This window comes from Methylobacterium sp. E-045 (assembly GCF_022829685.1).
GTDB lineage: Bacteria > Pseudomonadota > Alphaproteobacteria > Rhizobiales > Beijerinckiaceae > Methylobacterium.
This window is the reverse complement of the sequence record NZ_JAKSYE010000125.1, coordinates 434727-458453: the sequence shown is the minus strand read 5'-3', so window position 1 is coordinate 458453 and position 23727 is coordinate 434727. Positions and strand designations below refer to the sequence as shown.

The 23727-nt window shown below is 63.7% G+C and carries 18 protein-coding genes and 1 tRNA gene; 8 read left to right on the top strand and 11 right to left on the bottom strand.

Annotated features, from left to right (window positions below; genetic code table 11):
* Window positions 1-9 precede the first annotated feature (9 nt).
* Window positions 10-86 (top strand) — tRNA-Met (locus MKK51_RS25435).
* Window positions 87-288: 202 nt separating this feature from the next.
* Complete coding sequence (locus MKK51_RS25430) at window positions 289-768, top strand: lipocalin-like domain-containing protein (RefSeq protein ID WP_243982304.1); 480 nt, start codon at window positions 289-291, stop codon at window positions 766-768.
* Window positions 769-778: 10 nt separating this feature from the next.
* Here MKK51_RS25430 and dusA read toward each other — a convergent pair whose 3' ends face one another.
* The 3 genes from dusA to MKK51_RS25415 all read right to left on the bottom strand — a co-directional run bounded on the left by dusA (window position 779) and on the right by MKK51_RS25415 (window position 6364).
* Window positions 779-1807, bottom strand: coding sequence for a tRNA dihydrouridine(20/20a) synthase DusA (gene dusA, locus MKK51_RS25425; RefSeq protein WP_313898839.1), 1029 nt, complete (start codon window positions 1805-1807; stop codon window positions 779-781).
* A gap of 241 nt (window positions 1808-2048) precedes the next feature.
* On the bottom strand, window positions 2049-2489 hold the full coding sequence (locus MKK51_RS25420; RefSeq protein ID WP_243982221.1) for a DUF4365 domain-containing protein: 441 nt from the start codon (window positions 2487-2489) through the stop codon (window positions 2049-2051).
* A gap of 143 nt (window positions 2490-2632) precedes the next feature.
* Window positions 2633-6364, bottom strand: a complete 3732-nt coding sequence (locus tag MKK51_RS25415; RefSeq protein ID WP_243982220.1) for a vitamin B12-dependent ribonucleotide reductase — start codon at window positions 6362-6364, stop codon at window positions 2633-2635.
* A 543-nt stretch (window positions 6365-6907) separates the two neighbouring features.
* On the opposite strand from MKK51_RS25415, the gene MKK51_RS25410 reads away from it, so the two are divergent.
* From MKK51_RS25410 to MKK51_RS25400, 3 genes are all read left to right on the top strand, one after another.
* Window positions 6908-7321 carry an NADH:ubiquinone oxidoreductase subunit NDUFA12 gene (locus tag MKK51_RS25410; protein ID WP_243982219.1) on the top strand — a complete coding sequence of 138 codons (414 nt, stop codon included), beginning with the start codon at window positions 6908-6910 and terminating at the stop codon, window positions 7319-7321.
* A gap of 227 nt (window positions 7322-7548) precedes the next feature.
* Entirely contained in the window at window positions 7549-8142 is a 594-nt protein-coding gene (locus MKK51_RS25405; protein WP_243982300.1) for a DUF2155 domain-containing protein, read from the top strand.
* Window positions 8143-8169: 27 nt separating this feature from the next.
* Window positions 8170-8802 carry a LysE family translocator gene (locus MKK51_RS25400; RefSeq protein WP_243982218.1) on the top strand — a complete coding sequence of 211 codons (633 nt, stop codon included), beginning with the start codon at window positions 8170-8172 and terminating at the stop codon, window positions 8800-8802.
* Between the two features lie 13 nt (window positions 8803-8815).
* Here the strand turns inward: MKK51_RS25400 and aat are convergent, their stop codons facing one another.
* The 7 genes from aat to MKK51_RS25365 all read right to left on the bottom strand — a co-directional run bounded on the left by aat (window position 8816) and on the right by MKK51_RS25365 (window position 14104).
* Complete coding sequence (aat, locus tag MKK51_RS25395) at window positions 8816-9496, bottom strand: leucyl/phenylalanyl-tRNA--protein transferase (protein ID WP_243982217.1); 681 nt, start codon at window positions 9494-9496, stop codon at window positions 8816-8818.
* Between the two features lie 123 nt (window positions 9497-9619).
* Window positions 9620-9952: a hypothetical protein gene (locus MKK51_RS25390; RefSeq protein ID WP_243982216.1), complete on the bottom strand. Its 333-nt coding sequence runs from the start codon at window positions 9950-9952 to the stop codon at window positions 9620-9622.
* 412 nt (window positions 9953-10364) lie between these two features.
* Window positions 10365-10679, bottom strand: coding sequence for a hypothetical protein (locus MKK51_RS25385; RefSeq protein ID WP_243982215.1), 315 nt, complete (start codon window positions 10677-10679; stop codon window positions 10365-10367).
* A 133-nt stretch (window positions 10680-10812) separates the two neighbouring features.
* Window positions 10813-12174 carry an acetyl-CoA carboxylase biotin carboxylase subunit gene (accC, locus tag MKK51_RS25380; protein ID WP_243982214.1) on the bottom strand — a complete coding sequence of 454 codons (1362 nt, stop codon included), beginning with the start codon at window positions 12172-12174 and terminating at the stop codon, window positions 10813-10815.
* 10 nt (window positions 12175-12184) lie between these two features.
* On the bottom strand, window positions 12185-12670 hold the full coding sequence (accB, locus tag MKK51_RS25375; RefSeq protein ID WP_243982213.1) for an acetyl-CoA carboxylase biotin carboxyl carrier protein: 486 nt from the start codon (window positions 12668-12670) through the stop codon (window positions 12185-12187).
* 20 nt (window positions 12671-12690) lie between these two features.
* Window positions 12691-13188: a type II 3-dehydroquinate dehydratase gene (gene aroQ / locus MKK51_RS25370; RefSeq protein WP_243982212.1), complete on the bottom strand. Its 498-nt coding sequence runs from the start codon at window positions 13186-13188 to the stop codon at window positions 12691-12693.
* A 112-nt stretch (window positions 13189-13300) separates the two neighbouring features.
* The gene (locus MKK51_RS25365) at window positions 13301-14104 is read right to left on the bottom strand and encodes a DsbA family protein (protein WP_243982298.1); all 804 of its coding nucleotides are present in this window, start codon (window positions 14102-14104) and stop codon (window positions 13301-13303) included.
* Between the two features lie 185 nt (window positions 14105-14289).
* Between MKK51_RS25365 and MKK51_RS25360 the strand changes: the two genes are divergently transcribed.
* Window positions 14290-15480 carry a pyridoxal phosphate-dependent aminotransferase gene (locus tag MKK51_RS25360; RefSeq protein WP_243982211.1) on the top strand — a complete coding sequence of 397 codons (1191 nt, stop codon included), beginning with the start codon at window positions 14290-14292 and terminating at the stop codon, window positions 15478-15480.
* A gap of 581 nt (window positions 15481-16061) precedes the next feature.
* On the opposite strand, the gene MKK51_RS25355 is transcribed toward MKK51_RS25360, so the two are convergent.
* Window positions 16062-19079, bottom strand: a complete 3018-nt coding sequence (locus MKK51_RS25355; protein WP_243982210.1) for a ribonuclease E/G — start codon at window positions 19077-19079, stop codon at window positions 16062-16064.
* Window positions 19080-19849: 770 nt separating this feature from the next.
* Between MKK51_RS25355 and MKK51_RS25350 the strand changes: the two genes are divergently transcribed.
* Window positions 19850-21124 carry an N-acetylmuramoyl-L-alanine amidase gene (locus MKK51_RS25350; RefSeq protein ID WP_243982209.1) on the top strand — a complete coding sequence of 425 codons (1275 nt, stop codon included), beginning with the start codon at window positions 19850-19852 and terminating at the stop codon, window positions 21122-21124.
* Window positions 21125-21297: 173 nt separating this feature from the next.
* Window positions 21298-23718, top strand: coding sequence for a penicillin-binding protein 1A (locus MKK51_RS25345; protein ID WP_243982208.1), 2421 nt, complete (start codon window positions 21298-21300; stop codon window positions 23716-23718).
* The last annotated feature ends 9 nt before the right edge of the window (window positions 23719-23727 follow it).

The window sequence follows — 23727 nt, the reverse complement described above, 5'->3', positions numbered from 1 at the left end:
ACACCCTGGCGCGGGGTGGAGCAGCCCGGTAGCTCGTCAGGCTCATAACCTGAAGGTCACAGGTTCAAATCCTGTCCCCGCAACCAAATTCCCAAACATCACCACACACACAAAAGCCCGCAGCGTACACACGCCGCGGGCCGCAACGCGTCATAGCATGGAGAAGGCCAAGTCCTCATTGGATAGGCCCATCAGAGACCGTCTGACGGATAAGTCTCCGGCTGCAATTCTCAAACAGGATCAAATCCGACCATGAGAGTTTCGATCCAACGACGCCGCTTTCTTGGGATGTCCCTCCCTCTGCTTTTGATCTCGCGACTCCCCGGACCGGCGCAGGCCGCCGGCGATGCGCGGATTACCGGTCTTTGGAAGCTCGTCTCCTATGAAGTCGAGGTTCGCTCTAACGGCAAAATGATCCCCGTCATGGGCGCCCGTCCTACGGGGTTCGCTTATTTCACGCCCGGGGGGAGAGTGTTTTTCAACCTCACTGGTGAGGATCGCAAGCCCGCAGTCAATGACAAGGAACGCGCCGCTCTCCTCGACACTATGATTGCCTATACAGGCCGTTTCACTGTCACGGGAAACCAGTGGACCGCCAAGCTCGACGCGGCGTGGAACCCGGCTTGGGTCGGCACTGAACAGACGCGCTCCTTCGAGATCGATGGGGCACGCCTTCGTGTCCTGACCCCGTGGCGTATCATGCCGAACTGGGCCGAGGAGGGTGAAACCCGCAGCATCGTCACCTTCGAGCGCGCGACCGACGATTGACGTCAGGCGCTCATGCCGCCTGACCAACAGTTCCTTCGGGGCTTTCCCTAGAAACGTGAGCGACCGCCTCGCGCAGGGTCGAGAGATCGGCGTCTGTGCGGGTGCCGAAGGTCGACAGATGTCGGCGATAGGCGCGCGCGCCGGGCCGTCCGTTAAACAGTCCGAGCATATGACGCGTGAGCGTGTGCAAGCGAATACCTTGTCCCAAAGCCCTAGCGATGGTCGGTGCGAACGCCTCCACCGCCTCGAAGCCATCCGCCACAGGGGCTGCCTCCTGGAAAATCGAACGATCGACATTGAGGAGAACCGCCGGCTCGTTATAGGCTGCCCGGCCCATCATCACGCCGTCGACGAATGCCAGCTGCGTCAACGTTTCTTCAATGGTGGCGATGCCACCGTTAATGGCAATCGGCAGGGAAGGGCGCTTATGCTTCAACCGTGCCACCCGCCCGTAATCGAGGGGAGGAACGTCGCGGTTCTCCTTCGGTGACAAGCCCTGAAGCCAAGCCTTCCGCGCGTGAACGATCAAAGCATCAACACCCGCCTGGTCCACCGCGTCCACGAGGGCATCGAGGGCGATCTCAACATCTTGGTCGTCGACCCCGATGCGGCACTTCACGGTGACGGGCACCGAGACGGCGGCCTTCATCGCCGCGACGCACGCGCCGACCAAGCTCGGGTCGCGCATGAGGCAAGCGCCGAAGCGGCCATCCTGAACCCGGTCCGAGGGACAACCGACATTCAGGTTGATTTCGTCGTAGCCGAACCCCTCCGCGATGCGCGCTGCCTCGGCGAGATCGCCGGGTACCGAACCGCCAAGTTGGACGGCAACCGGATGTTCCGCTTCCGAGAACCCGAGCAGACGCGTCCTGTCGCCGTGAAGGACAGCATTGCTGGTTACCATCTCGGTATAGAGCCGGGCACGGCGCGACAGGACCCGGTGGAACGACCGACAATAGCGGTCGGTCCAATCCATCATCGGTGCAACGGAGAACCTGTGCGGGCTGAAATCGTTTGATTTTTTGACGGGCTCAGTCACTTCGCTGCCATCTCGTACTGTGCCCGGTCTTACTGAAGCGGGTTCGAACGGAAGTTTCCCCGTGCTGTAACCGGCGGCGGGGCGTCGTCGGAACCGTTCTGGAGCGTCAGCGGCGGAACGGCTCCCCCCAATACCATGTTCAGATGACCGTCCAAAGAGATGGGGTCAGACGCAGAAAGACCGCGACGTTCGACAGGCTCTCGGTTGCCCCTGCCTGGATCACCAAGCTCGTTCCCGTTTTCTATTGGATCTTCAGGATCCTACCCGTGGCCTCGGCCCCGTCTTCGCCTGCCCGGGGACGGCATCGCTCGATTTCCCCGTCGATGCCGACGCGGTCCTTCTCCTGTTCCCGCCAGATGGATCTCATCTCGTTGCCGACGAGATTGATGCGATCGAGCCGCCTCCATTCGAAGAGATTCGATTTCGGCGCGATCTTTACGGGAGCGTTCATGGATGTCGCTCCGGCTGTGCCCTTCAGCGCGGCGTACCGTTCTCCACGGCCGAGATTCATGATTTGTTCGATACGCGAGGAACGCCATAAACCGGGTGACCCGACGCCATGGTCGGGGGTGGGAAGCCGGGGGACGGCAAACGTCACCATCCCCCGGACCTGTCGATGCGCGGCTCCGTTGCGCCACGGCGTTTCCGCCTGATGAAGGTTCCGGCCGCCGCCGTCTTGCACCTCGCCCCTCACTTCAGGCCCCGGTGTGGGCCCTCCGCACAGGGACGACAGGGGGGAATGACCAAACTCCCCTGTCGCGTGCAGCCAAACATCCTCTCTTTGCGAGCAATCTTCCCTGTCGGCTACGATTACATCAATAACGCTTACGAGCAGCCGGTCGTGGATCCGCACGTGTCGCATTTCAGGCAGGTCCCGTTGCGCACGAGGGTAAAGTTCGCGCATTCGGGGCAGGATTCACCGACATAGCCCTTCATCTTGGCCTCGGCCCGGCGGTCCGAGACGGTGCGTTCGGCCTTGGCGAACGGAAGGGCGGCGACGAGGCTTTCGGCTTGGCCAGCGACTTCCAATTCAGCCTTGAGCGCAGTCGCTCCCCGCAAGGCGTGGACGACGCCCCCGGCCGGGGCGCTCGTTCCTACATGGCTGGAACCGACGCCCACCGTGCCGCCGCCCGGGCCGCCCTGGATCAGGGTGAGCCGATCGGCTGAGCCACGCAGCAGGCCGCGCGAGACGACGCTGGACGCCATCGTGTCCGGCCTGTCGCCGCTGCGGGTGCCTTCGCCCTCGCCCTTGCCCATCACCGTGTTTCCGATCTCGGACGGGTCGACATGGGCGAGGTCCATGCGGCCAAGATAGGAGACGGCGAGCTCGCGGAACACGTAGTCGAGGATCGACGTGGCGTTCTTGATCGCGTCGTTGCCCTGGACGAAGCCCGACGGCTCGAACCGGGTGAAGGTAAAGGCGTCGACATATTCCTCCATCGGCACGCCGTACTGAAGGCCGATCGAGATCGCGATGGCAAAGTTGTTCATCAGCGAGCGGAAAGCCGCGCCTTCCTTGTGCATGTCGATGAAGATCTCGCCGATGCGGCCGTCCTCGTATTCGCCGGTGCGCAAATAGACCTTGTGGCCGCCGACGACGGCCTTCTGGGTGTATCCCTTGCGGCGGTCGGGCAACTTCTCTCGCGAGCGGATCCGCTCGACGCGCTCGATCACCCGCTCGACGATTTTCTCCGCGAGTTGTGCTGCCTTGGCGGCAGCCGGCTGCGCCACCAGGGTTTCGATCGCCTCCTCGGTATCCTCGTCTTCGTCCGCGATGAGGGCCGAGTTCAGGGGCTGCGAGAGTTTCGAGCCGTCGCGGTAGAGAGCGTTGGCCTTGAGGGCAAGGGTCCAGGACAGCTTATAGGCGTTCTTGCAATCCTCGACGGTAGCGTCATTGGGCATGTTGATGGTCTTGGAGATGGCGCCCGAGATGAAGGGCTGCGCCGCCGCCATCATGCGGATGTGGCTCTCCACCGAGAGGTAGCGCTTGCCGATGCGACCGCACGGGTTGGCGCAATCGAACACCGCGTAGTGTTCGGCCTTCAGGAATGGAGCGCCCTCGAGGGTCATCGCACCGCAAATATGAGTGTTGGCGGCCTCGATGTCCTTCTTTGAGTAGCCGAGGAAGGGGAGGATCTCGAAGGTCGGGTCGGCGAGTTTCTCGGAGGGCACCTTCAGCACGGTCGTGAGGAAGTCGTCGCCGAGCGTCCAGCGGTTGAACACGAACTTGATGTCGAAGGCGGATTTCAGGCCCGCCTCGATGGCGGCGATCTTGTCGTCCGTAAAACCCTTGGCCCGGAGCGAGCCGGCGTTGATGGCCGGGGACTGACCCATGGAGCCGTGGCCCACCGCGTAGGCCTCGATCTCGGCGATCTCGGATTCGCGGTAGCCGAGGGAACGCAGGGCGTCCGGTACGGCGCGGTTGATGATCTTGAAGTAACCGCCACCGGCGAGCTTCTTGAACTTCACCAGGGCGAAATCGGGCTCGATCCCGGTCGTGTCGCAATCCATCACGAGGCCGATCGTGCCGGTTGGCGCGATGACGGTCGCCTGCGCATTGCGGTAGCCGTGCTCCTCGCCGAGGGAGAGTGCACGGTCCCATGCGACCCTCGCGCGTTCCGCCAGGTTCGCCTGCGGGATGTTGGCGATGTCCAGGGGGACGGGAGCGATCGAGAGGAACTCGTAGCCCGCAGCCTCGCCATGCGCCGCGCGGCGATGATTGCGGATGACCTTGAGCATGGCATCCGCGTTCTCGTCGTAGCCCGGGAAGGGTCCGAGTTCGGCCGCCATTTCCGCTGAAGTAGCGTAAGCGACACCGGTCATGATCGCGGTTAGGGCACCGGCCAACGCCCGGCCCTTATGCGAATCGTAGGGCAAGCCCATGCTCATCAGCAGGCCGCCGATATTGGCGTAGCCGAGGCCGAGCGTGCGGTAGCGGTAGGAAAGCTCAGCGATCTCCTTCGAGGGGAACTGCGCCATCATCACCGAGATCTCGAGGACCACGGTCCAGAGCCGGTTGAGGTGCTCGAAGGCGGCGACATCGAATTCACCGCTGGCGCGGTCATACATCGTCAGCAGGTTGGCGGACGCGAGATTACAGGCCGTGTCGTCGAGGAACATGTATTCGGAGCACGGGTTCGACGCGCGGATCCGGCCTGCCGAGGGGCAGGTATGCCAGTCGTTCATCGTCGTATTGAAATGCAGACCCGGATCGGCGGACGCCCAGGCGGCCTCTCCAATCTTGTCCCAGAGCTCGCGCGCCTGCACCGTCTTCACCGACTTGCCGGTGGTGCGGGCCGTCAGATGCCACTCCTCGTCACGCTCGACTGCGCGTAAAAAATCGTCGGTGAGCGAGACGGAGTTGTTCGAGTTCTGGCCGGCCACCGTGAGATAGGCCTCGGAATCCCAGTCGGTATCGTAGACGGGGAAGTCGATCTTGGTGAAACCCTGGCGGGCGAACTGGATGACGCGCTTGGTGTAGCCGTCCGGCACCATCTCCTTGCGGGCGGCCTTCACGGCCTTCTTCAGGACGGGGTTGCGCTCGACGTCGAAACAGGCATCGCCCTCGGCCTCGCACTGGGTGCAAGCCTTCATCACGGCCTGGAGGTGCTTGGAAACGATCTTGGAGCCGGTGACGAGGGCGGCGACCTTCTGCTCCTCCTTCACCTTCCAGTCGATGTACTGCTCAATATCCGGGTGGTCGATGTCGACGATGACCATCTTGGCGGCGCGCCGGGTGGTGCCGCCGGACTTGATCGCGCCAGCCGCCCGGTCGCCGATCTTGAGGAAGGACATCAGGCCCGACGACTTGCCGCCGCCGCCGAGCTTCTCGTTCTCGCCGCGCAGCATCGAGAAGTTCGAGCCGGTGCCCGAGCCGTACTTGAACAGGCGCGCCTCGCGGACCCAGAGGTCCATGATGCCGCCCTCGTTGACGAGGTCGTCCTGCACGCCCTGGATGAAGCAGGCGTGCGGCTGCGGGTGCTCGTAGCTCGAAGCGGATTTCACCAACTCGCCGGTGCGGTAATCGACATAGTGATGGCCCTGCGCCGGGCCATCGATGCCGTAGGCCCAGTGAAGGCCGGTGTTGAACCATTGCGGCGAATTCGGTGCGACCATCTGGCGGGCCAGCATGAAGCGAAGCTCGTCGAGGAACGCAGAGGCATCTTCCTCGGAGGTAAAGTAGCCGCCCTTCCAACCCCAATAGGTCCAGCAGCCGGCGAGCCGGTCGAAGACCTGGGTCGAGGAGATCTCGGAGCCCGAGCGCTCGGCCTCCGGCAGATCCGCCAAGGCGGCCTCATCCGCCACAGAGCGCCACAGGAAGGAGGGAACGTCGTTCTCCTCGACCTTCTTCAGGCGCGCCGGCACGCCGGCCTTGCGGAAATACTTCTGCGCCAGCACGTCGCTGGCGACCTGGCTCCAGCTCTCGGGCACCGAGATACCATCGAGGCGGAAGACGATGGATCCGTCCGGGTTGCGGATCTCGCTCAGCGCCTTGCGAAAGGCGATGGTCGCATAGGGGGATTGCCCGGCCGTGGTGTAACGCCGCTCGAACCGCATGAACCCTGTATCCCTTGTCGAAGAGTCGACGATGCCGCCGCGCTCTGCGCAGCCGCCGCTTCACGTGAGTCTGATGAAGGCAAGCGCTTAAGCGCGCTCGCGACGCGATGTCAGAGGGCCGAAACTGCTCAGAACTACCGGACCGAACAGGTCTCTCCGGCGACCCTCGAAAGCTATCTCGGACATGCCCTTCACGTCAACAACTTGTGTGTGCCGGCTACGTTCCGCGCTATATGTTGTGGTCCCTCTCTGAAACTTGTGGATATCGCGACAGCAGCGGTAAGTGCTGTTTTCCGTTGCAGGAATCACGCTGAGAAATTTTCGAGTTCACAGGGCGGGGGCCGTCTCAGCCATGTAAGGCTTTGGTTAAGACGCGCCGGTGTGGGATTCCCGCAGCACTACTGCCGCTACGTCGCTCGATCGGCGACTTGGCGCCCAGGACACTTCCCAACCCGACTCGTGCTGGACTTCGTGCCAGCCCCTGACCATAGTCCCGGTCAACGAAGGACGGGCGGTCGCGCCGGTCCGGTTCAGGCAAGTGCGATGGCTCTCAAGGACACGCTTCTGCGGATCTTCACGTGGTGGAACGGGCAGACCATGTCCCTCGCCGTGATGACGGCTCGGCACGGGCAACTCGTTGGTACGGACGATTTCGGCAACACCTATTACAAGGCGCTTGGTCCGCTGATCGATCGTTCGGTCGGGCCGGAGCGCCGTTGGGTCGTCTATAACGGCTATGCCGATGCCTCGAAGGTCCCACCCGGCTGGCGCGGCTGGCTCTGCCACAACGGTGACGTTCCCCCGAGCGAGGAAAGCTACACTCCGCGCGAGTGGCAGAAGCCACATGTGGAGAACCTTACCGGCACCAGCGGGGCCTACCGCCCGAAGGGGTCGCAGCTGAATCCGGGCAACACGGTTGCCACGGCTGGCGACTATGCGGCCTGGACCCCGAAATAGCGTTTCGCCGAGAGGGAGCGGTCGTCGGTCCCGGTGCCAACGGTCGCACCGCCCTTTTTACACCATGCTTGCCCTGTCTATCCGTGCATAACATCGCGACCGCCCTGGCTTAGGGCAGACGCCTCATCGTCCCGCGCCGGGTAAGCCGCATGCTCGTTCACCGCAATCTGCATCTCGCCCTCAGGGCCGGCATCGTGTTCGCGAGTGCTGCGGCGCTCAGCCTGCCGATGACGGGGCATGCCCTCGCCGACAAGATCAAGAATCCGACCGCGGTGTTCTCAGGCCTCGACAAGATCACGGGGCGGATCGTGTCGTTCGAGGTGGCCGTGGACGAGACCGTGCAGTTCGGCGCGCTACAGATGACGCCGCGCGTCTGCTACAGCCGGCCGCCGACAGAGAGCCCCAAGACAACGGCGTTCCTCGAAGTCGACGAGGTCACCCTCGACAACAAGTACCGCCGCATCTTCACCGGCTGGATGTTCGCGGCGAGCCCGGGGCTGCATGCCATCGAGCATCCCATCTACGACGTGTGGCTCGTGGACTGCAAAGGCGGCAACGACATCATCGCCGAGGCCCGCGAGCAGGAAGATGTGCCCGCCATGGCCTCGAAACCGGAGAAAACCAGGCGGCCGAAGAATACCGACCCGACCCGGACGGCGCAGCAGGTCAACCCGAACGGGCAGGTCGACGTGGAGGCGCCCCGCGGCGTGCCGGTGCAGCCGAAGCAGAAGCCGTCGCGAAAGTTCTTCCCGACCAATGAAGGCCCGGCACCTGCGCCGCCGCAGCAACCGCAATCGATCTTCGACGCCATCTTCCGCTAAGGTCGGCCGGGCCCAGAGTTTCGCAGCATGCCCGACGCCGTCACCCTCCTGGCCTTCGCGGGCATCTCTCTCGGGATGGTGCTGACGCCGGGGCCGAACATGGCCTATCTGATCTCCCGCGCGATCTGCCAGGGTCGCGTGGCGGCCCTCATCTCCCTCGGTGGCGTCGCGCTGGGTTTCGTCGTCTACATGCTGTGCGCCGCGTTCGGCATCACGGCCCTGATTCTGGCGATCCCCTACGCGTATGATGCGCTCCGACTGACCGGTGCCCTCTATCTCGGCTATTTGGCCTGGCAGGCACTGAAGCCCGCCGGCCGGTCGCCGTTCGAGGTGAGTCGGCTCGCCCCCGACAGCCGGACGCGGCTGTTCGCCATGGGCTTCCTTACCAACCTCCTCAACCCGAAGATCGCGATCCTCTACCTCGCGCTCCTTCCGCAATTCGTGACGTCCACGGGCGGTTCGGTCCTGGGACAGACGCTGATGCTCGGTTTCGTCCAGATCGCAATCAGCGTAGCGGTGAATGCGCTGATCGCTACGGCTGCGGGGTCGATTGCTCTCTTCCTGTCCCGCAATCACGGATGGCTGAAGGCCCAGCGTTGGATCATGGGCGGCGTTCTCGGAAGCCTCGCCCTCCGCATGGCGCTCGACAGAAGCCGCTGACGCGGCTCGCGACCTACGTTTCCTGAGCGAACGAGGCGAGTACCTCTTCACCACTGACGGCCCGCTCTTTCGGCCAGACACCCCACACTGCGTCGGCAGCGATCGCTTCGGCGAGACGACGCTTGTAGACGTGGCGCGGAACCTCTTCGGCTCCGAACTGGATCAGATGGTCCGTGACAAATTGTGTGTCAGCGAGGCGATATCCGCCCATCCGCAGTCTTGCCATCAGGTGCACGAGGGCGACCTTCGAGGCGTCACGAGAGGTGTGAAACATGCTCTCGCCGAAGAAGGCGGCTCCGAGCGAGACGCCATAAAGGCCACCGACAAGCCGTCCCTCGGCATAGACTTCGATCGTATGCGCGTGGCCGGCGTCGTAAAGGGCGCCGTAGAGTTCGCGGATGCGCGCGTTGATCCACGTCTTCTCACCATCCCCCCGAGGGGCAGCGCAGCCCGCGATAACGCCACAGAAATCAAAATCTGTCCGCACTTCGAAACGGTTGGATCGAATGGTGCGGGCGAGCCGCCGGGAGACATGGAATTGGTCAATTGGCAGGACGCCGCGTGCCTTCGGCTCGACCCAATAGATAGTCGGGTCATCGGCATCTTCCGCCATAGGAAAAATGCCGGCGGCATAGGCCTTCAGCAGGATCTGCGGAGTGATGTCCACGCGGTCGCCGTCGTGGTCGTGCTGCATGCCGCTAATGTGACGCCTCTGGCGCATGAAAGCCAGAGCAACGAACCATAACCCAGCGTAGCGCCCAACGAAAAACGGCGGAGCTCCCGCCCCGCCGTTCTGACCCTAGAAAATCAATCGACTTCAGAATTCCGGACCACCCGAGGTCGTGCCGAGGTTGGGGTATGAGCGCTGATTCTGTTCTGCATTGCCACCCTTCGCGGAATCTTCGAAAACCGCGGCGCGGTTAGAGATGAAGGATCCGCCGCGGACGCTGCCGGTATCGTCCACGTCGACACGGCCTTCGGCGTCGCGATAGGCACCGTAGACCGGCGGGTGATCGATCACGCCGCCGTCACTGGTACCAGCCAACGGTACGATCCGGTCCGACGCACCACCGTAGACGGATGGCGACTGGGCAAGGGCAGCAGTGGCGCTCAAGGTAGCGGCCACGAGGGCGAGGGTCAGGGTGCGCATGTTGATATCTCGGTAAGAAGGTAGACGGTCGGCCTCTCGGTAGCTGCCTGCTGGTGTCAGATTGGCGCTGGCCGGGCCGGGCTGGTCGAATAAGCTCCGGCAGAGCAAGACGTTCCAAAGATAGAGAGCCGGCAATGTGTCGCATTCCAAAGGAGATGAAGGCGGACGTGAGCTACAGTTGCTCGTCACGCCGACAGGGACGGGCGCCGTTTTTTCTTTGCAGAGCGCCGCGAGACCAAATCTTGGAGAAATTTACCAGCAGACATGCGATAAAGCCGGTGACAGTATTCCAGCATCATGTGCGAATTCGCACGGATCGAAAGTAAAACACCCGTCTTGAGGTTTATCAAAACAAATCAGCCGGCCTGTTGAGGCCGGCTGATCGGAATGATTCAGTGGGGAAGCGTACCGACTAGCGAGCGGGGCCGCCGGAGGTGGAACCGGTATTGGCACCCATGCCTTTGTTCGTCTCATCGGCATTCCCACCTTTCGCGGATTCGACCGCGCCAGCACCGGGGGACATGCCGTTCTCGCCAACCGGACGGCTCGTGCTACCCGTGGCCGGCGGCACGTTGCGCGTGGACGGATTGTCGAGCGGGCCGCCCGTGGTCGTGCCAGCCTGCGGCACAGCCCGCTCAGGCTGCGAGACGTTGCCAGAGGGTGACTGCGCCAGAGCCGGGGAGGCCGCAAAGAGTAGGGCGGCGACGGAGAGCTTTGCGATACGCATGGCATTTGTCCTTACTGGTTCGTGCTCTCACCGCACGGGGACAATCACCTTCGATTGCGCACAATGAGAAACTGTTCATCCAGAGAACGAGTTTCAAGCGGAGCAGTTCCTCTGAGCCGAATGTCGAAACCATTCAGGCCGTGGTTTCCGCGAGGCCGCCGGCTTCGAGAAAGCCCTCCAGCCAATGAATGTCATACGCTCCGTCGAGAACCTCCGGATTCCGCACCAGAGTGCGAAAGAGGGGAAGGGTGGTGTCGACGCCGGCGACGACGAACTCATCGAGGGCGCGCCGCAGGCGCATGAGGCATTCTTGGCGGGTGCGCCCGTGGACGATGAGTTTACCGATGAGTGAATCGTAGTTCGGCGGGATGCGATATCCCTGATAGGCAGCGGAATCGACGCGCACGCCAAGTCCGCCGGGCGGATGGAAGTACGTGATCAGGCCGGGCGACGGACGGAAGGTGGCCGGGTGCTCGGCGTTGATCCGGCATTCGATCGCATGCCCGGTCACCTTGATATCGTCCTGTGTCAGGGAGAGTGGCAGACCGGCGGCGACGCGGATCTGTTCGGCAACGAGATCGACCCCGGTGATCATCTCCGTCACCGGGTGCTCCACCTGGATGCGCGTGTTCATCTCGATGAAGTAGAACCGCCCGTCCTCGTAGAGGAACTCCACGGTTCCGGCTCCGATATATTCGAGCTCCTGCATTGCCTTCGCGCAGATGCCGCCGATCTCGGCGCGGGTCGCCTCATCGATGACCGGTGAGCCGCCTTCCTCCCAGACCTTCTGGTGCCGGCGCTGGAGCGAGCAATCGCGTTCCGCGAGATGGATGGCCCGGCCGCGGCCATCGCCCAAAACCTGGACTTCGATATGGCGCGGCTTCTCGAGATACTTTTCGAGATAGACAGCATCGTCACCGAATGCCGCCTTGGCTTCGGTGCGCGCCATGTCGAGGGCCTGTTCGAGGTCGGCTTCCGTACGGGCCACCTTCATGCCCCGGCCGCCGCCGCCTGATGCGGCCTTCACAAGCACTGGATAGCCGATCTCCGCCGCGATGCGCTTGGCCTCGACGGGGTCCTCGACGCCGCCCTCCGAGCCAGGCACGCAGGGAATGCCGAGGCGCTTGGCCGTCCGCTTGGCCTCGATCTTGTCACCCATAATGCGGATATGCTCGGCCTTGGGGCCGATGAAGCCGATATTGTGGTGCGCTAGCACTTCGGCAAAGCGCGCATTCTCCGACAGGAAGCCATAGCCGGGATGCACCGCATCCGCGCCGGTGATCTCGCAAGCGGCAATGATCGAGGGAATGTTGAGGTAGCTGTCCCGAGCCGAAGGCGGACCGATGCAGACGCTCTCATCGGCAAGCCGCACATGCATCGCATCGGCATCCGCCGTCGAATGCACCGCCACGGTGGCGATCCCGAGTTCCTTGGCCGCGCGCAGGACGCGCAGGGCGATCTCGCCGCGATTGGCGATCAGGATCTTTTCGAACATGGGGGCGCTATCACTCGATGACGAGGAGGGGTTCGCCGAACTCGACCGGCTGACCATCCTCGAAGAAGATCGCAGTCACGGTGCCCGCGCGGGGCGCGACGATCTCGTTGAACGTCTTCATCGCCTCGATCAGAAGCAGTTTCTCGCCTGCCGCCACCTGAGAGCCGATATCGACGAAAGCCTTCGCATCCGGCGAGGGACGGCGATAGGCGGTACCGACCATGGGGGAGGGCACGGCGCCCGGATGTCCGGCCCCGGCCTTGGCGCGCTCACTCGCGGCGCCGGGTCCGGCTACGGGGAGTGCCGCCGCAGCGGGAGCGGCCACCGCCGGAGCGGGGGCAGGGGCCGCCACTTGGACGTGCACGGGCTCGATCCGGCGCACGACGCGGATGCGCAGGTCACCCTTTTCCACTTCGATCTCGGTCAGATCCGTCTCGGTCACGAGTTTGGCGAGTTCGCGCACGAGCTCGGGATCGAAAGGTTCGTTCTTAGGCATCGGCACCTTGGCCATTCCGGTCAGTCTTGAGAGTTGGCGCCCGACGAAGCGTCAGACAGGAGTGAAGGGAGAGACGGCAGGCGAGCCTGGAGCAACCGCGTCAGGGCTTCCAGACCGAGACCGTAACTGTGCGGACCGAAACCGCAGATGATCCCGGCGCAGACCGGCGCAATGAGCGAAACATGCCTGAAAGCTTCGCGCGCATGAACGTTGGAAAGATGCACCTCGACTGCGATGGCGCCGCTACCGGCGATCGCGTCACGCAAACCAACGGACGTATGGGTATAGGCGGCGGCGTTGATGAGCACGCCGGCGCCGGCAAGGCCCGCTTCCTGCACGAAACCGATCAGTTCGCCCTCGTGATTGGTCTGGCGTACGGTCAGCGCGACGCCGAGGGTTTCGGCGCGCAGGCGGAGATCGCGCTCGATGTCGGCGAGCGTCGCGGTCCCGTAGATCCCAGGCTCGCGGCGCCCCAGAAGGTTGAGGTTCGGTCCATGAAGGACGTGGATGGGAATCATGACATCGCGTTCGAAGCGCCGGCAGCGCCAAGCTGCCGGGGCGGTGGTCCTAAACGATCGTTCCGGATAACGACAGCTGCAGGCTGGAACAATCGCCGGGGAGCATGAGCCTTTAGCAACTCGCGTGGCCGCACTGGCGGATATCACCGATGGTTTTGCGGATCGGCTCCACGCCGACAGCACCCGGAATGATCTCGTCGCCGATGATGAAAGCGGGCGTGCCGGAAAGGCCGAGCTTGTCGCCGAGGCCGACATTCTCCGCGAGCGCTGCCTTCACCTCCGCCCCCTGCGAATCCTTCTGCAGCTTGGCGATATCAAGGCCCATATCTTTGGCCAAGGCGGTCGCACGCTCGCCGTTGACGCGGCCCTTGCTCTCCAAGAGCTTGACGTGGAACTCGAACAGCTTGTCGCCTTTGAGCTGCTGCTTGGCCGCCAGCGCGATCTTGCTGGCTTCGAGGGATTCCGCGCCGAGGACGGGGAAGTCCTTCAGAACCACCCGCAGCTTTGGATCGCCCTTCACGAGGGTTTGAATGTCGGCAAGCGCCTTGCGGCAATAGCCGCAATTGTAGTCGAAGAACTCCACCAGGGTGACGTCGCCGGTCGGGTTGCCGACCACGACGCCGTGAGGGGAATTGACCAGAGCCTCGCGGGATTCTTTCAAGGCTGCGGATTGCGCCAGCTTCTGCGTCTCCTGCTGGCGCCGCTCGCCCTCGGCAATAGCCTCCTGCAGCACATCGGGATTCTTGACGAGGTAATCCTTGATGATCACCTCGATCGCCTGACGCTGCACATCGGTAAAGGCTGCGGCCGGGGCGGTCTGCGCGGGAGCCGGCGCCTGCGCAACGGCGCTCGAAACGCCGGAAGCCAGCGCGCCAGCGAGGGCAACGGACGAAAGAAGGTGGCGAAGCAGGCGCATTAATCCTCGCGGGGTCGCGTCCCGTCGGCCGTGATCAGGCTCGAGACAACCGGTCGTTAGCCACCGGGTTAGGCGTTTTCGCGGCGGCGGGTCAATTGTTCGCGCGACCCGCCACATCCCGCACGGGAGTCGTGGAACACATCGGCGGCCTGGAAGGGAAGGGCGCAGGGGAGTAAGCCAGCGCCATGACACCCATTGCCGATCGCCCTGACATCAGCATTTCTGCCAAAATCTCCCTGCGCGCGAGCCGCGTGGCACCCTTCCTTGCCATGGACATCATGGCCGCCGCCGCGATCCGTGACAGGCAGGGCGACGGCGTGATCCATATGGAAATCGGCCAACCCTCGGCTCGTGCACCGCGTGGCGTGATCGAGGCTGCGCAGGGCGCTTTGGAAACCGGCAGGCTGCCGTATACCGATGCCTGCGGAATCCCGGCCCTGCGTGAGCGCATCGCCCGGCATTATCGCGACACCTATGGTGTCACTGTGGCACCCGATCGGATCGTTGTCACCACCGGCTCCTCAGCCGGCTTCGTGCTGGCATTTCTCAGCCTGTTCGATGCCGGCGCGCGCGTTGCGGTTCCACAGCCAGGCTATCCGGCTTACCGCAGCATCCTCCACGCATTGGACCTCGTTCCTGCACCTATGATTCTGCGTGACGAAGACCGCTTCGCTCCCACGAGCGAGGCTCTGCGCGCCCTCCACCGCCATGAGGCTCTCTCCGGAATCCTGGTCATGAGCCCGGCCAACCCATCGGGTACGGTCATCGAGCCTGCCCGTCTCGCGGAACTCTGTGCCACTGCCCGCGACCTTGGGCTGCCCTTCATCTCGGACGAGATCTATCACGGGCTCTGCTACGGCCTTCCTACTGAGACCGCGCTGAAATTCGATGACGACGCCATCGTCATCAACTCGTTCTCCAAAACCTATTGCATGACCGGGTGGCGTATCGGCTGGATGGTGGTTCCCCCTTGGCTGGCTCGGCCCGTCGAACGGTTGGCGCAGAACCTCTACATTTCAGCACCCTACCTGTCACAGATCGCGGCGCTGGCGGCTTTCGACGCGATGGAGGAGGCGGAGACGATCCGTCTCGGCTATGCGGCGAACCGGGCACTGCTGCTCGACGCGTTTCCCTCCCTCGGTCTCGGGCGAACACATCCGGCCGATGGTGCCTTCTATCTCTATGCCGATGTCGCCGATCTCACCCACGAAGCGTCATCCTTCTGTCGCCGGATGCTGGAACAGGCTGGCGTGGCCGCGACCCCGGGCCTCGATTTCGACGCAACGGAAGGTGGACACCACGTGCGGTTCTCCTTTGCAGGATCTGAACGCGACTGTGTCGAAGCGGTTCGACGCCTGAAGTCATGGCTTGGGTGATATCTCCGGCATCGACATAAAAACGGCCCCAGATCGCTCCCGGCTCCTGTGTTCGCGTGACCCGGCGCCGCGTTGAGCGGAACAGGTCGGGGAAGCCGCCTCGTTCGATAGTCTTCCGAGAATCAGTATCGAAGTGTAAACGCCGCACGGACCGATCTAGTTGACGGTATAAGAGTGAGATTTTTCAAAATAAATCTCGTTTCGATGTCTTCTTAAAAAGCCACATTCTGAAACATTTCTCGTGATTTGTTTACTACATGTTTAAATAAAAGTGTAAACTTCGACTTATTCCCAATTTACGATTGTCTTACTTGAAAGCCCCGCAATAAATACCCTTTGATGCTGACTTTCGGCCTGTTCAATTCGGAAGCCGCATCCCTGGTGCAAAATCCTGCTTATCCTTGAGGATACACGGGTGTTTCCGGTGATGTCGCCAGAAAGCTGTGGGCCAGAGGGTTCGCTCGGCATTTCGTCCAACACGCCGTGCAACAGCAGCTCGGGTCGAGCGCATAGAAAAAGGGCCGCATCCCATTCGGATGCGACCCTGTTAGATTATATGTCCGGCGGTCGGGATCTTTGGATCACTCGCCGGTCAATGCTGCTTTGGTCCGCGACCACCAGCCGGCGCGCTTCGGGCGGTCGGGATCAATCGGCGTCAGCACGACGGCCACAGGTTCGGGTGCCGGAACCGGAGTGGGCACCGGATCGGCGGTGATGTCCGATGGGACCGTGTCGTTCGACGCTGCCTCGGACGCCGCCGTGTTGACGGGCAGGGACGATGACGCATCGGTCACCGGCAGATCCACCGCCACGGTCGCATGTTCGACCTCGACGGGCTCCTGCGGCAGATCAGTGGTCGGAACGGGCGTCGTCACGTCTGCCGAGACTGGCTCGTTCTGATCCGCCTCGGCTTCTTCACGCGGACGGCCGTCATTGCGGTCGCGTCCGCGTCCACCCCGGCGTCCACGGCGACGACGGCGACCGGCACCTTCGTCGTCGGACGAGTCGGAGCGGGGTGTCGCCTCACCGTCCGGAGCATCCGCTACGACGGCCCCTTCGCCCTCATTCTCTCGGACCCGGTTGTCTAGACCTTCGCCCGTCTGATCGCCGTTGTCCCGGCTCTCGCCATCCGCATCGTCGTCGCCGGACTGCTCATCTTCGCCAGTCGCCTGATCCCCTGACGACTCACCAGTCTCGTGACGACCACCGCGCCGCCGCCGCCGACGACGGCGACCGCCCGAGCGGCCCTCACCGCCGCCCTCGCTCGACTTCTCTTGTGATGCCTCCGGTTCGACCGCTTCAGCATCAGCCTCGAGGATCGCCTCTTCTTCTTCGTCGCTATCGATATCATTGTCGGCTTCAAGCTGCGGCGAGATCGCGACGGCACGAATTCCCGTCACGGGGCCCTCGCTTCGGATCGCCAACTCACCGCGGTCGAGCTGGAACGCCGATGTCGCGGCCAGTCGCTCGTCCGCAGCGATCGTGACGGTCACGCCGAAGCGGATTTCCAACTCGCGCAGATGCGCACGCTTCTGGTTGAGGATGTAGAGCGCCGTCTCGGTGCGGGTGCGCAGGATGAGGTTGTGGGTCGTGCTTTTGAGGAGTGACTCCTCAATGGCGCGCAGGATCTGCAAGGCCACCGATGCCGTGGCGCGGACATAGCCCGAGCCGCCGCAATGGACACAAGGGAGCGATGAGCTCTCCAGCATACCGGTGCGGATACGCTGGCGGCTCATTTCGAGGAGGCCGAACGGCGAGATGCGACCAACCTGGATGCGGGCGCGGTCGTTCTTCAGGCAATCGTTGAGCTTCTTTTCGACCGCGCGATTGTTGCGCTTCTCCTCCATGTCGATGAAGTCGATGACGACGAGACCGGCGAGATCGCGCAGGCGCAGCTGGCGGGCAACCTCTTCGGCTGCCTCCAGATTGGTGCGGAGAGCCGTGTCCTCGATGTCGTGCTCACGGGTCGAGCGGCCCGAATTGACGTCGATGGAGACAAGGGCTTCGGTCGGGTTGATGACAAGGTAGCCGCCGGATTTCAGCGTCACATGCGTCGAGAACATCGCGTCGAGCTGCTGCTCGACACCATGTCGCGCGAAAATCGGCGTCGGGTCGCGGTAGGGCTGCACCACCTTGGACTGGCCCGGCATCAGCATCCGCATGAAGTCGCGGGCTTCGCGGTAAGCCTCGTCGCCCGCAACCAGGATGTCGTCGATATCCTTGTTGTAGAGGTCGCGAATGGCGCGCTTGATGAGCGAGCCTTCCTCGTAGACTAGGGCCGGCGCGGAGGAGGACAGCGTCAACTCGCGCACGCTCTCCCAAAGGCGCATCAGATATTCAAAGTCGCGCTTAATCTCAGGCTTGGTCCGGGACGCACCGGCGGTGCGCAGGATCACACCCATGCCTTCCGGAACCTCCAGATCCTGGGCGACTTCCTTGAGGCGCTTGCGGTCGGCGGCCGAGGTGATCTTGCGGGAAATCCCACCGCCACGACCGGTATTGGGCATCAGGACCGAATAGCGTCCGGCCAGCGAGAGGTAGGTGGTGAGCGCCGCGCCCTTGGTGCCACGCTCTTCCTTGACCACCTGGACCAGGATGATCTGGCGGCGCTTGATCACTTCCTGGATCTTGTAGTGACGGCGATAGGTGCGGGGACGCTCGGGAATCTCAGCCAGAGCGTCACCGTTGCCGCCGACCTGGGCGATCTTGTGCTCGCCGTCCTCACCGTCATGTTCGTCGTACGAATCCTCGTCGTCGGATTCGTCGTCATCCTCATCGTCCGAATCGTCGTCCTCATCCGAGTCGTCTTCGTCCGAATCGTCGTTCTCATCGGTCTCGTTTTCGAGAACGGAGGCATCCGGATGGCCTTCGGCCACCGGTTCAGCGACGGCATCCTCCGCGGGAGCAGCCGTTTCGAGACCGATAGCGGGAGACTCGATCGCGGCGGAGGCCTCTCCTTCGAGAGAAGCGGGCGGCAGGTCCGACGACGCATCCGAACCGGGCTCGATGAAGGCGACGCCGGACACAGCGGCTTCGTCCTTCACCGTTTCGTCAACGGCGTTCTCCGAGGGCGCGACGGGATCAGCCTGGCTGGCAGCCTCGGGCACAAAGGGATGTTCGCCCGAATCGTTGTTCTGTGGCGCATCATCCTTTGGCGTCTGGTCGCTGTAGGGGTGTGCCTCGACGGCCTCGGACGCATCCTCGGCGCTCACCGTTTCGCCGGTCTTGGCGGACGCGGCCTCGGCGCGGCGCCCGCGCGAACGGCGGCGCGGCTTGCGCTCCTCGCGCTCGCGGTGCTCCTCGGCGTCCCGTGCCTCGTCTTCCAGCAACGCCTGACGGTCGGCGAGGGGGATCTGGTAATAATCGGGATGGATCTCGCTGAAGGCGAGGAAGCCGTGGCGGTTGCCGCCATATTCGATGAACGCGGCCTGGAGCGAAGGCTCCACCCGCGTCACCTTCGCGAGATAGATGTTGCCGCGGAGCTGCCGCCGGTTTGCAGCTTCGAAGTCGAACTCTTCGACCCTAGATCCGTGGACCGTGACGACCCGGGTCTCTTCCGGGTGCATCGCATCGATGAGCATCTTGTTGTTGTTGGCCATGACGAACTTTCATGGCGATCGACGTCGTCCTTCTGCAGCCGAACTGTCCCGGCGAAGCGCTGCCCGGTCTCGGCCCATCGGCCGCCGGGGGGAGCGCACGCCCAGGCCCGAAGAGGCGGGCCAGGGGGGCTTTGGGGAAGGGATTGCCGTCAACCGCCGCTAAGCGCCGGTAATCGGCGCGGGTGGGGTTGAACCTGGCCAGAGCCGACGGCGAACCGGCGCCACGCGAAACGCGTACGCTTTGAACACGAGCAACGGCAACCGATGCTGTGCGTTCGTCCATCCGCTCCCTGACCTCACGAAGACTTTGAGGCCGAGCAATTGCCGGCCGCTGATTTCCAGAACGGCGCCACGGCGAAACGATCACCGCATGCACCGGTACCTACCCGGACTTAAGGACGCCAACGGACCTGACGCGAAGAGCCGACTGCGAGGCGACACGGCGACTGGCCAGGACGCTCTTGCGGGCCGCGACTGAGACCGCACGGCACCCGGATAGGGACATTACCATTACAGATCGTCGCGGGCTCTTGGCAAGCAGCAAGACCATCGCCGTCACAACTTTGACGCCGTTGCGCCATGCGGGCATCCGGTCCGGCCGTGTCGCCCCACAGCAACATCCCGGCTGCTTCGCTAAGGAGCCGGAGAGGAACGGTTAACCATCCTGGTCGTATCCCTTATGGAACGCTCGCGCTTCCGAAGACCGCTTGGTTCCAGAGGTCTGCCGGTTCCGAGGGCCTCCTGGTTTCAGGACAACGACTGCCGGATCGATGCCGCCTCTCGCTCGCACGCTGCGCCACGCGATCATCCTATCCGCCTTGACGATGGCCGTCCCGGTTGCGGCTCAGGACGACATTCGGACAAATCCTGCCGTATCCGGCCAGCAATCGGCCGTCGCCATCGCGGCGGACCTCTCCACCGGTGTGGGCGGATCGACCAAGCTGACACTCACGTTGTCGAAGCCGATCGAGGCGCGTACCTTCGTCATGGAGCGGCCTGACCGGGCGGTCATCGATCTTGCGGAAGTGAACTTCCAGCTCGGACCGGACACGGGGCGACGCCGCGAAGGGTTGGTCTCGTCGTTCCGCTACGGTCTGTTCGCTCCCGGGCGCTCGCGCATCGTCGTCGACCTTGCTCAGCCGGCCACCGTGGGGCGCATCGAAACGACGACGCGGATGCGGGACGGCGCCACCCTCCTTTCGGTGGAGTTCCAGAAAGCGGAACGCGATGCCTTCCGCCGCGCCGCCGTGGCGAACGATCCGTCTCCTCCAGCCCGCAAGGAAGCCAAGGCGGAACCGACCGATGCCCGGCCGTTGATCATGATCGATGCCGGGCATGGCGGTATCGATCCGGGCGCCATCGCCGCCACCGGCATCTTCGAGAAAGACATCGTTTTCGGTTTTGCCCAGGCTCTTGTCGGCAAGCTCGAAGCCTCGGGACGCTACCGGGTGCGGATGACCCGCGATCGCGACGTGTTCGTTCCGCTGGCCGAGCGCGTGCGGATCGCCCGCGAGGCGGGCGCCGACCTCTTCGTGTCGATCCATGCCGATTCCATTTCCTCGGCCCCGCAGGTGCGCGGAGCCACGATCTACACCGGCTCGGAAAAGGCCACGGACGCCGAATCGGCCAAGCTCGCGGAACGCGAGAACAAGGCGGACGCCACCGCCGGCACGGATTCCGGCGAGGGTCCCGGTCATATCGCCGACATCCTTCAGGAATTGACGCTGCGCGAGACTCGCACTTTCTCCTCGGGGTTCGCCAAAGGGCTGATGTCCTATCTCGGCCCGGTGATGGAGATGAGCCCCAAGCCGCATCGCGAGGCCGGCTTCGTCGTGTTGCGCTCTCCCGACGTGCCCTCTGTTCTGGTTGAGCTCGGTTACCTGTCGAGCAAGCACGACCTCGACCTGCTCCAATCGGAAGCCTGGCGAGCCGACGTGACCGGCGGCATGGCGAAGGCCATCGACGCGTTCTTTGCGAACCGTACTTCCCTGACACGGCCGGTGCCGCCGCGCCGTTCCGCGGCAATCGCCCCAGTTTCACCATAGATACGGTGTGAAACCGGGGCTCACGGCGCCCCGGCCCGGAACAGGCGTCCCACGCCTTCCGAACGATCGCGGGTCGTCGCGTCACTCTTGCCTTTCCGGGACGATCGAGGTCTCGGTCATCCTCGCCTCTCGGCCGGACCGGCAGCGGCAGATCATCGACGGACGGGACCCGGATGCGCTTCATCCTTCGTTTCTTCGGCTTCCTGTTCAGCATCGGGGCGATGTTGTTCGTGCTGCTGTCGGCAGCCGGCGCGTATTTCTATTACACCTACAGCCAGGATCTCCCCGACCACGCTGCCCTCGCCAATTACGAGCCGCCGGTGATGAGCCGCGTCCACGCAGCGGATGGCAGCCTGCTCGCCGAATATGCCAACGAGCGCCGGCTCTACCTGCCGATCCAGGCGATGCCGAAGATCGTCGTGGCGGCCTTCCTCTCGGCCGAGGACAAGAATTTCTACAAGCATGGCGGCATCGACCCCGAGGGGGTCGTGCGCGCGATCCTGACCAATGCCAAGAGCGGCAAGAAGCAGGGCGCCTCGACCATCACACAGCAGGTGGCCAAGAACTTCCTACTCACCAACGAGCAGACCTTCGACCGCAAGATCAAGGAGGCATTGATCGCCCTTCGGATCGAATCGGCCTACTCCAAGGACAAGATCCTCGAGCTCTACCTCAACGAGATCTTCCTCGGCACAATCGTGCCCGGCCGCAACCTGCACGGGGTCGCCGCCGCCGCGCTCGATTATTTCGGCAAGTCCGTCCACGAGCTGACGATCAACGAGGCGGCCTATCTGGCTGCGCTGCCGAAGGGCCCCAACAATTATCATCCGTATCGTCAGACCCAGAAGGCTCTCGATCGCCGCAACGAGATCATCGGCCTGATGGCCGTGAACGGCTACATCACCAAGGAAGAAGGTGAAGCCGCGCGTAAGATGCCGCTCGGCGTCAACCCGCGTGTCGCCTTCGCCAACGCCGCCAACGCCAACTACTTCACGGAAGAGGTCCGTCGCGAGATCACGGAACGCTACGGCGAAAAGAAGCTCTACGAGGGCGGCCTGTCCGTACGCGCCACCCTCGACCCGAAGATGCAGTCCTGGGCGCGCAAGGCGCTCGTGGACGGCCTGATCCGCTACGATCAATCCCATGGCTGGCGGGGAGCTCAAGCCAAGGTCGACCTCGTCGGCCGCGATTGGGGGCTCGCGGTCGCTGAAGTGCCGGGCCTCGGCGACGTCCAGCCCTGGCGCCTCGCCGTCGTCCTGAGCACGACGGGAGGCACGGCGCAGATCGGCCTTCAGCCCCGCCGCGAGGCATCCGGCCAAGTCTCGAAGGACCGTGAGACCGGGACGATCGCTGCCGACGGCACCCGCTGGACCGGGCGCTCGCCTTCGGCCGCCCTCAATGCCGGCGATGTCATCTATGTCGAGGCCGTCGATGGCGGTCGCGGACAATACCGGCTGCGCCAGCGCCCCGAGGTCTCCGGTGCCATCGTCGCCATGGATCCCTATACCGGACGCGTCCACGCCATGGTGGGCGGCTTCTCCTATGACGAAAGCCAGTTCAACCGCGCGACGCAGGCCCAGCGCCAGCCGGGCTCGTCGTTCAAGCCGATCGTCTACTCGGCCGCCCTCGACAACGGCTACACGCCGTCCTCGATCGTTCAGGATTCGCCGATCACCATTGAGGCCGGACCCGGTCAGGAAGCGTGGTCGCCCTCCAACTACGATGGCAAGGCTGGTGGCCCGCATACGCTCCGCTACGGGATCGAGCATTCGAAGAACCTGATGACCGTGCGGCTCGCCAAGGATGTCGGCATGCCGCTCATCGCCGAATACGCTCGCCGCTTCGGCGTCTACGACGATATGCTCCCCGTCCTGCCGATGTCGCTCGGGGCGGGCGAGACGACGGTCATGCGCATGGTCACCGCCTATTCCATGCTGGCCAATGGCGGCCGCCGTATTCGCCCGACCCTCATCGACCGCATCCAGGATCGTGTCGGTGAAACCATCTACAAGCACGACAACCGCAAGTGTCTCGGCTGCGACGCGGAGAAATGGTCCGGCCAGGACGAGCCGAAGCTGGTGGACGATTCGGAGCAGGTCCTCGATCCGCTCACCGCCTATCAGATGGTCTCGATCATGGAAGGCGTGGTCCAGCGCGGCACCGCGACGTTGCTGAAGCAGATCGGCAAGCCGCTCGCCGGCAAGACCGGCACGACGAACGATGCCAAGGACGCATGGTTCGTCGGCTTCTCGCCGGACCTCGCGGTCGGAGTCTATATCGGCTTCGACAAGCCACGCTCGCTCGGCGACCGCGCCACCGGTGGCGGTCTCGCGGCGCCTGTCGCCCTCGACTTCCTGAAACAGGCCCTCAAGGACAAGCCGCCGACGCCGTTCCGTGTGCCGCCCGGCATCAAGCTGATCCGCGTCAACGTCGCGTCCGGCATGCGCGCCGGCTCTGGCGAAGGCTCCGGTACGATCCTCGAGGCGTTCAAGCCGGGTACCGCCCCGCCTGACGCCTACGTCGCGGCACCGGCCGCTCCCGCCGCAGTGCCGGCGGACGCCGACCGTGCAGCCCAGGCTGGTGGATTGTACTGACGGGGAGCC

Coding starts and splice junctions, on each gene's coding strand:
- MKK51_RS25430 (WP_243982304.1), top strand. CDS start 289: ATGTCCCTCCCTCTGCTTTTGATCTCGCGACTCCCCGGACCGGCGCAG.
- MKK51_RS25415 (WP_243982220.1), bottom strand. CDS start 6,364: ATGCGGTTCGAGCGGCGTTACACCACGGCCGGGCAATCCCCCTATGCG.
- MKK51_RS25410 (WP_243982219.1), top strand. CDS start 6,908: ATGGCTCTCAAGGACACGCTTCTGCGGATCTTCACGTGGTGGAACGGG.
- MKK51_RS25405 (WP_243982300.1), top strand. CDS start 7,549: ATGACGGGGCATGCCCTCGCCGACAAGATCAAGAATCCGACCGCGGTG.
- MKK51_RS25400 (WP_243982218.1), top strand. CDS start 8,170: ATGCCCGACGCCGTCACCCTCCTGGCCTTCGCGGGCATCTCTCTCGGG.
- aat (WP_243982217.1), bottom strand. CDS start 9,496: ATGCAGCACGACCACGACGGCGACCGCGTGGACATCACTCCGCAGATC.
- MKK51_RS25390 (WP_243982216.1), bottom strand. CDS start 9,952: ATGCGCACCCTGACCCTCGCCCTCGTGGCCGCTACCTTGAGCGCCACT.
- MKK51_RS25385 (WP_243982215.1), bottom strand. CDS start 10,679: ATGCGTATCGCAAAGCTCTCCGTCGCCGCCCTACTCTTTGCGGCCTCC.
- accC (WP_243982214.1), bottom strand. CDS start 12,174: ATGTTCGAAAAGATCCTGATCGCCAATCGCGGCGAGATCGCCCTGCGC.
- accB (WP_243982213.1), bottom strand. CDS start 12,670: ATGCCTAAGAACGAACCTTTCGATCCCGAGCTCGTGCGCGAACTCGCC.
- aroQ (WP_243982212.1), bottom strand. CDS start 13,188: ATGATTCCCATCCACGTCCTTCATGGACCGAACCTCAACCTTCTGGGG.
- MKK51_RS25365 (WP_243982298.1), bottom strand. CDS start 14,104: ATGCGCCTGCTTCGCCACCTTCTTTCGTCCGTTGCCCTCGCTGGCGCG.
- MKK51_RS25360 (WP_243982211.1), top strand. CDS start 14,290: ATGACACCCATTGCCGATCGCCCTGACATCAGCATTTCTGCCAAAATC.
- MKK51_RS25355 (WP_243982210.1), bottom strand. CDS start 19,079: ATGGCCAACAACAACAAGATGCTCATCGATGCGATGCACCCGGAAGAG.
- MKK51_RS25350 (WP_243982209.1), top strand. CDS start 19,850: ATGCCGCCTCTCGCTCGCACGCTGCGCCACGCGATCATCCTATCCGCC.
- MKK51_RS25345 (WP_243982208.1), top strand. CDS start 21,298: ATGCGCTTCATCCTTCGTTTCTTCGGCTTCCTGTTCAGCATCGGGGCG.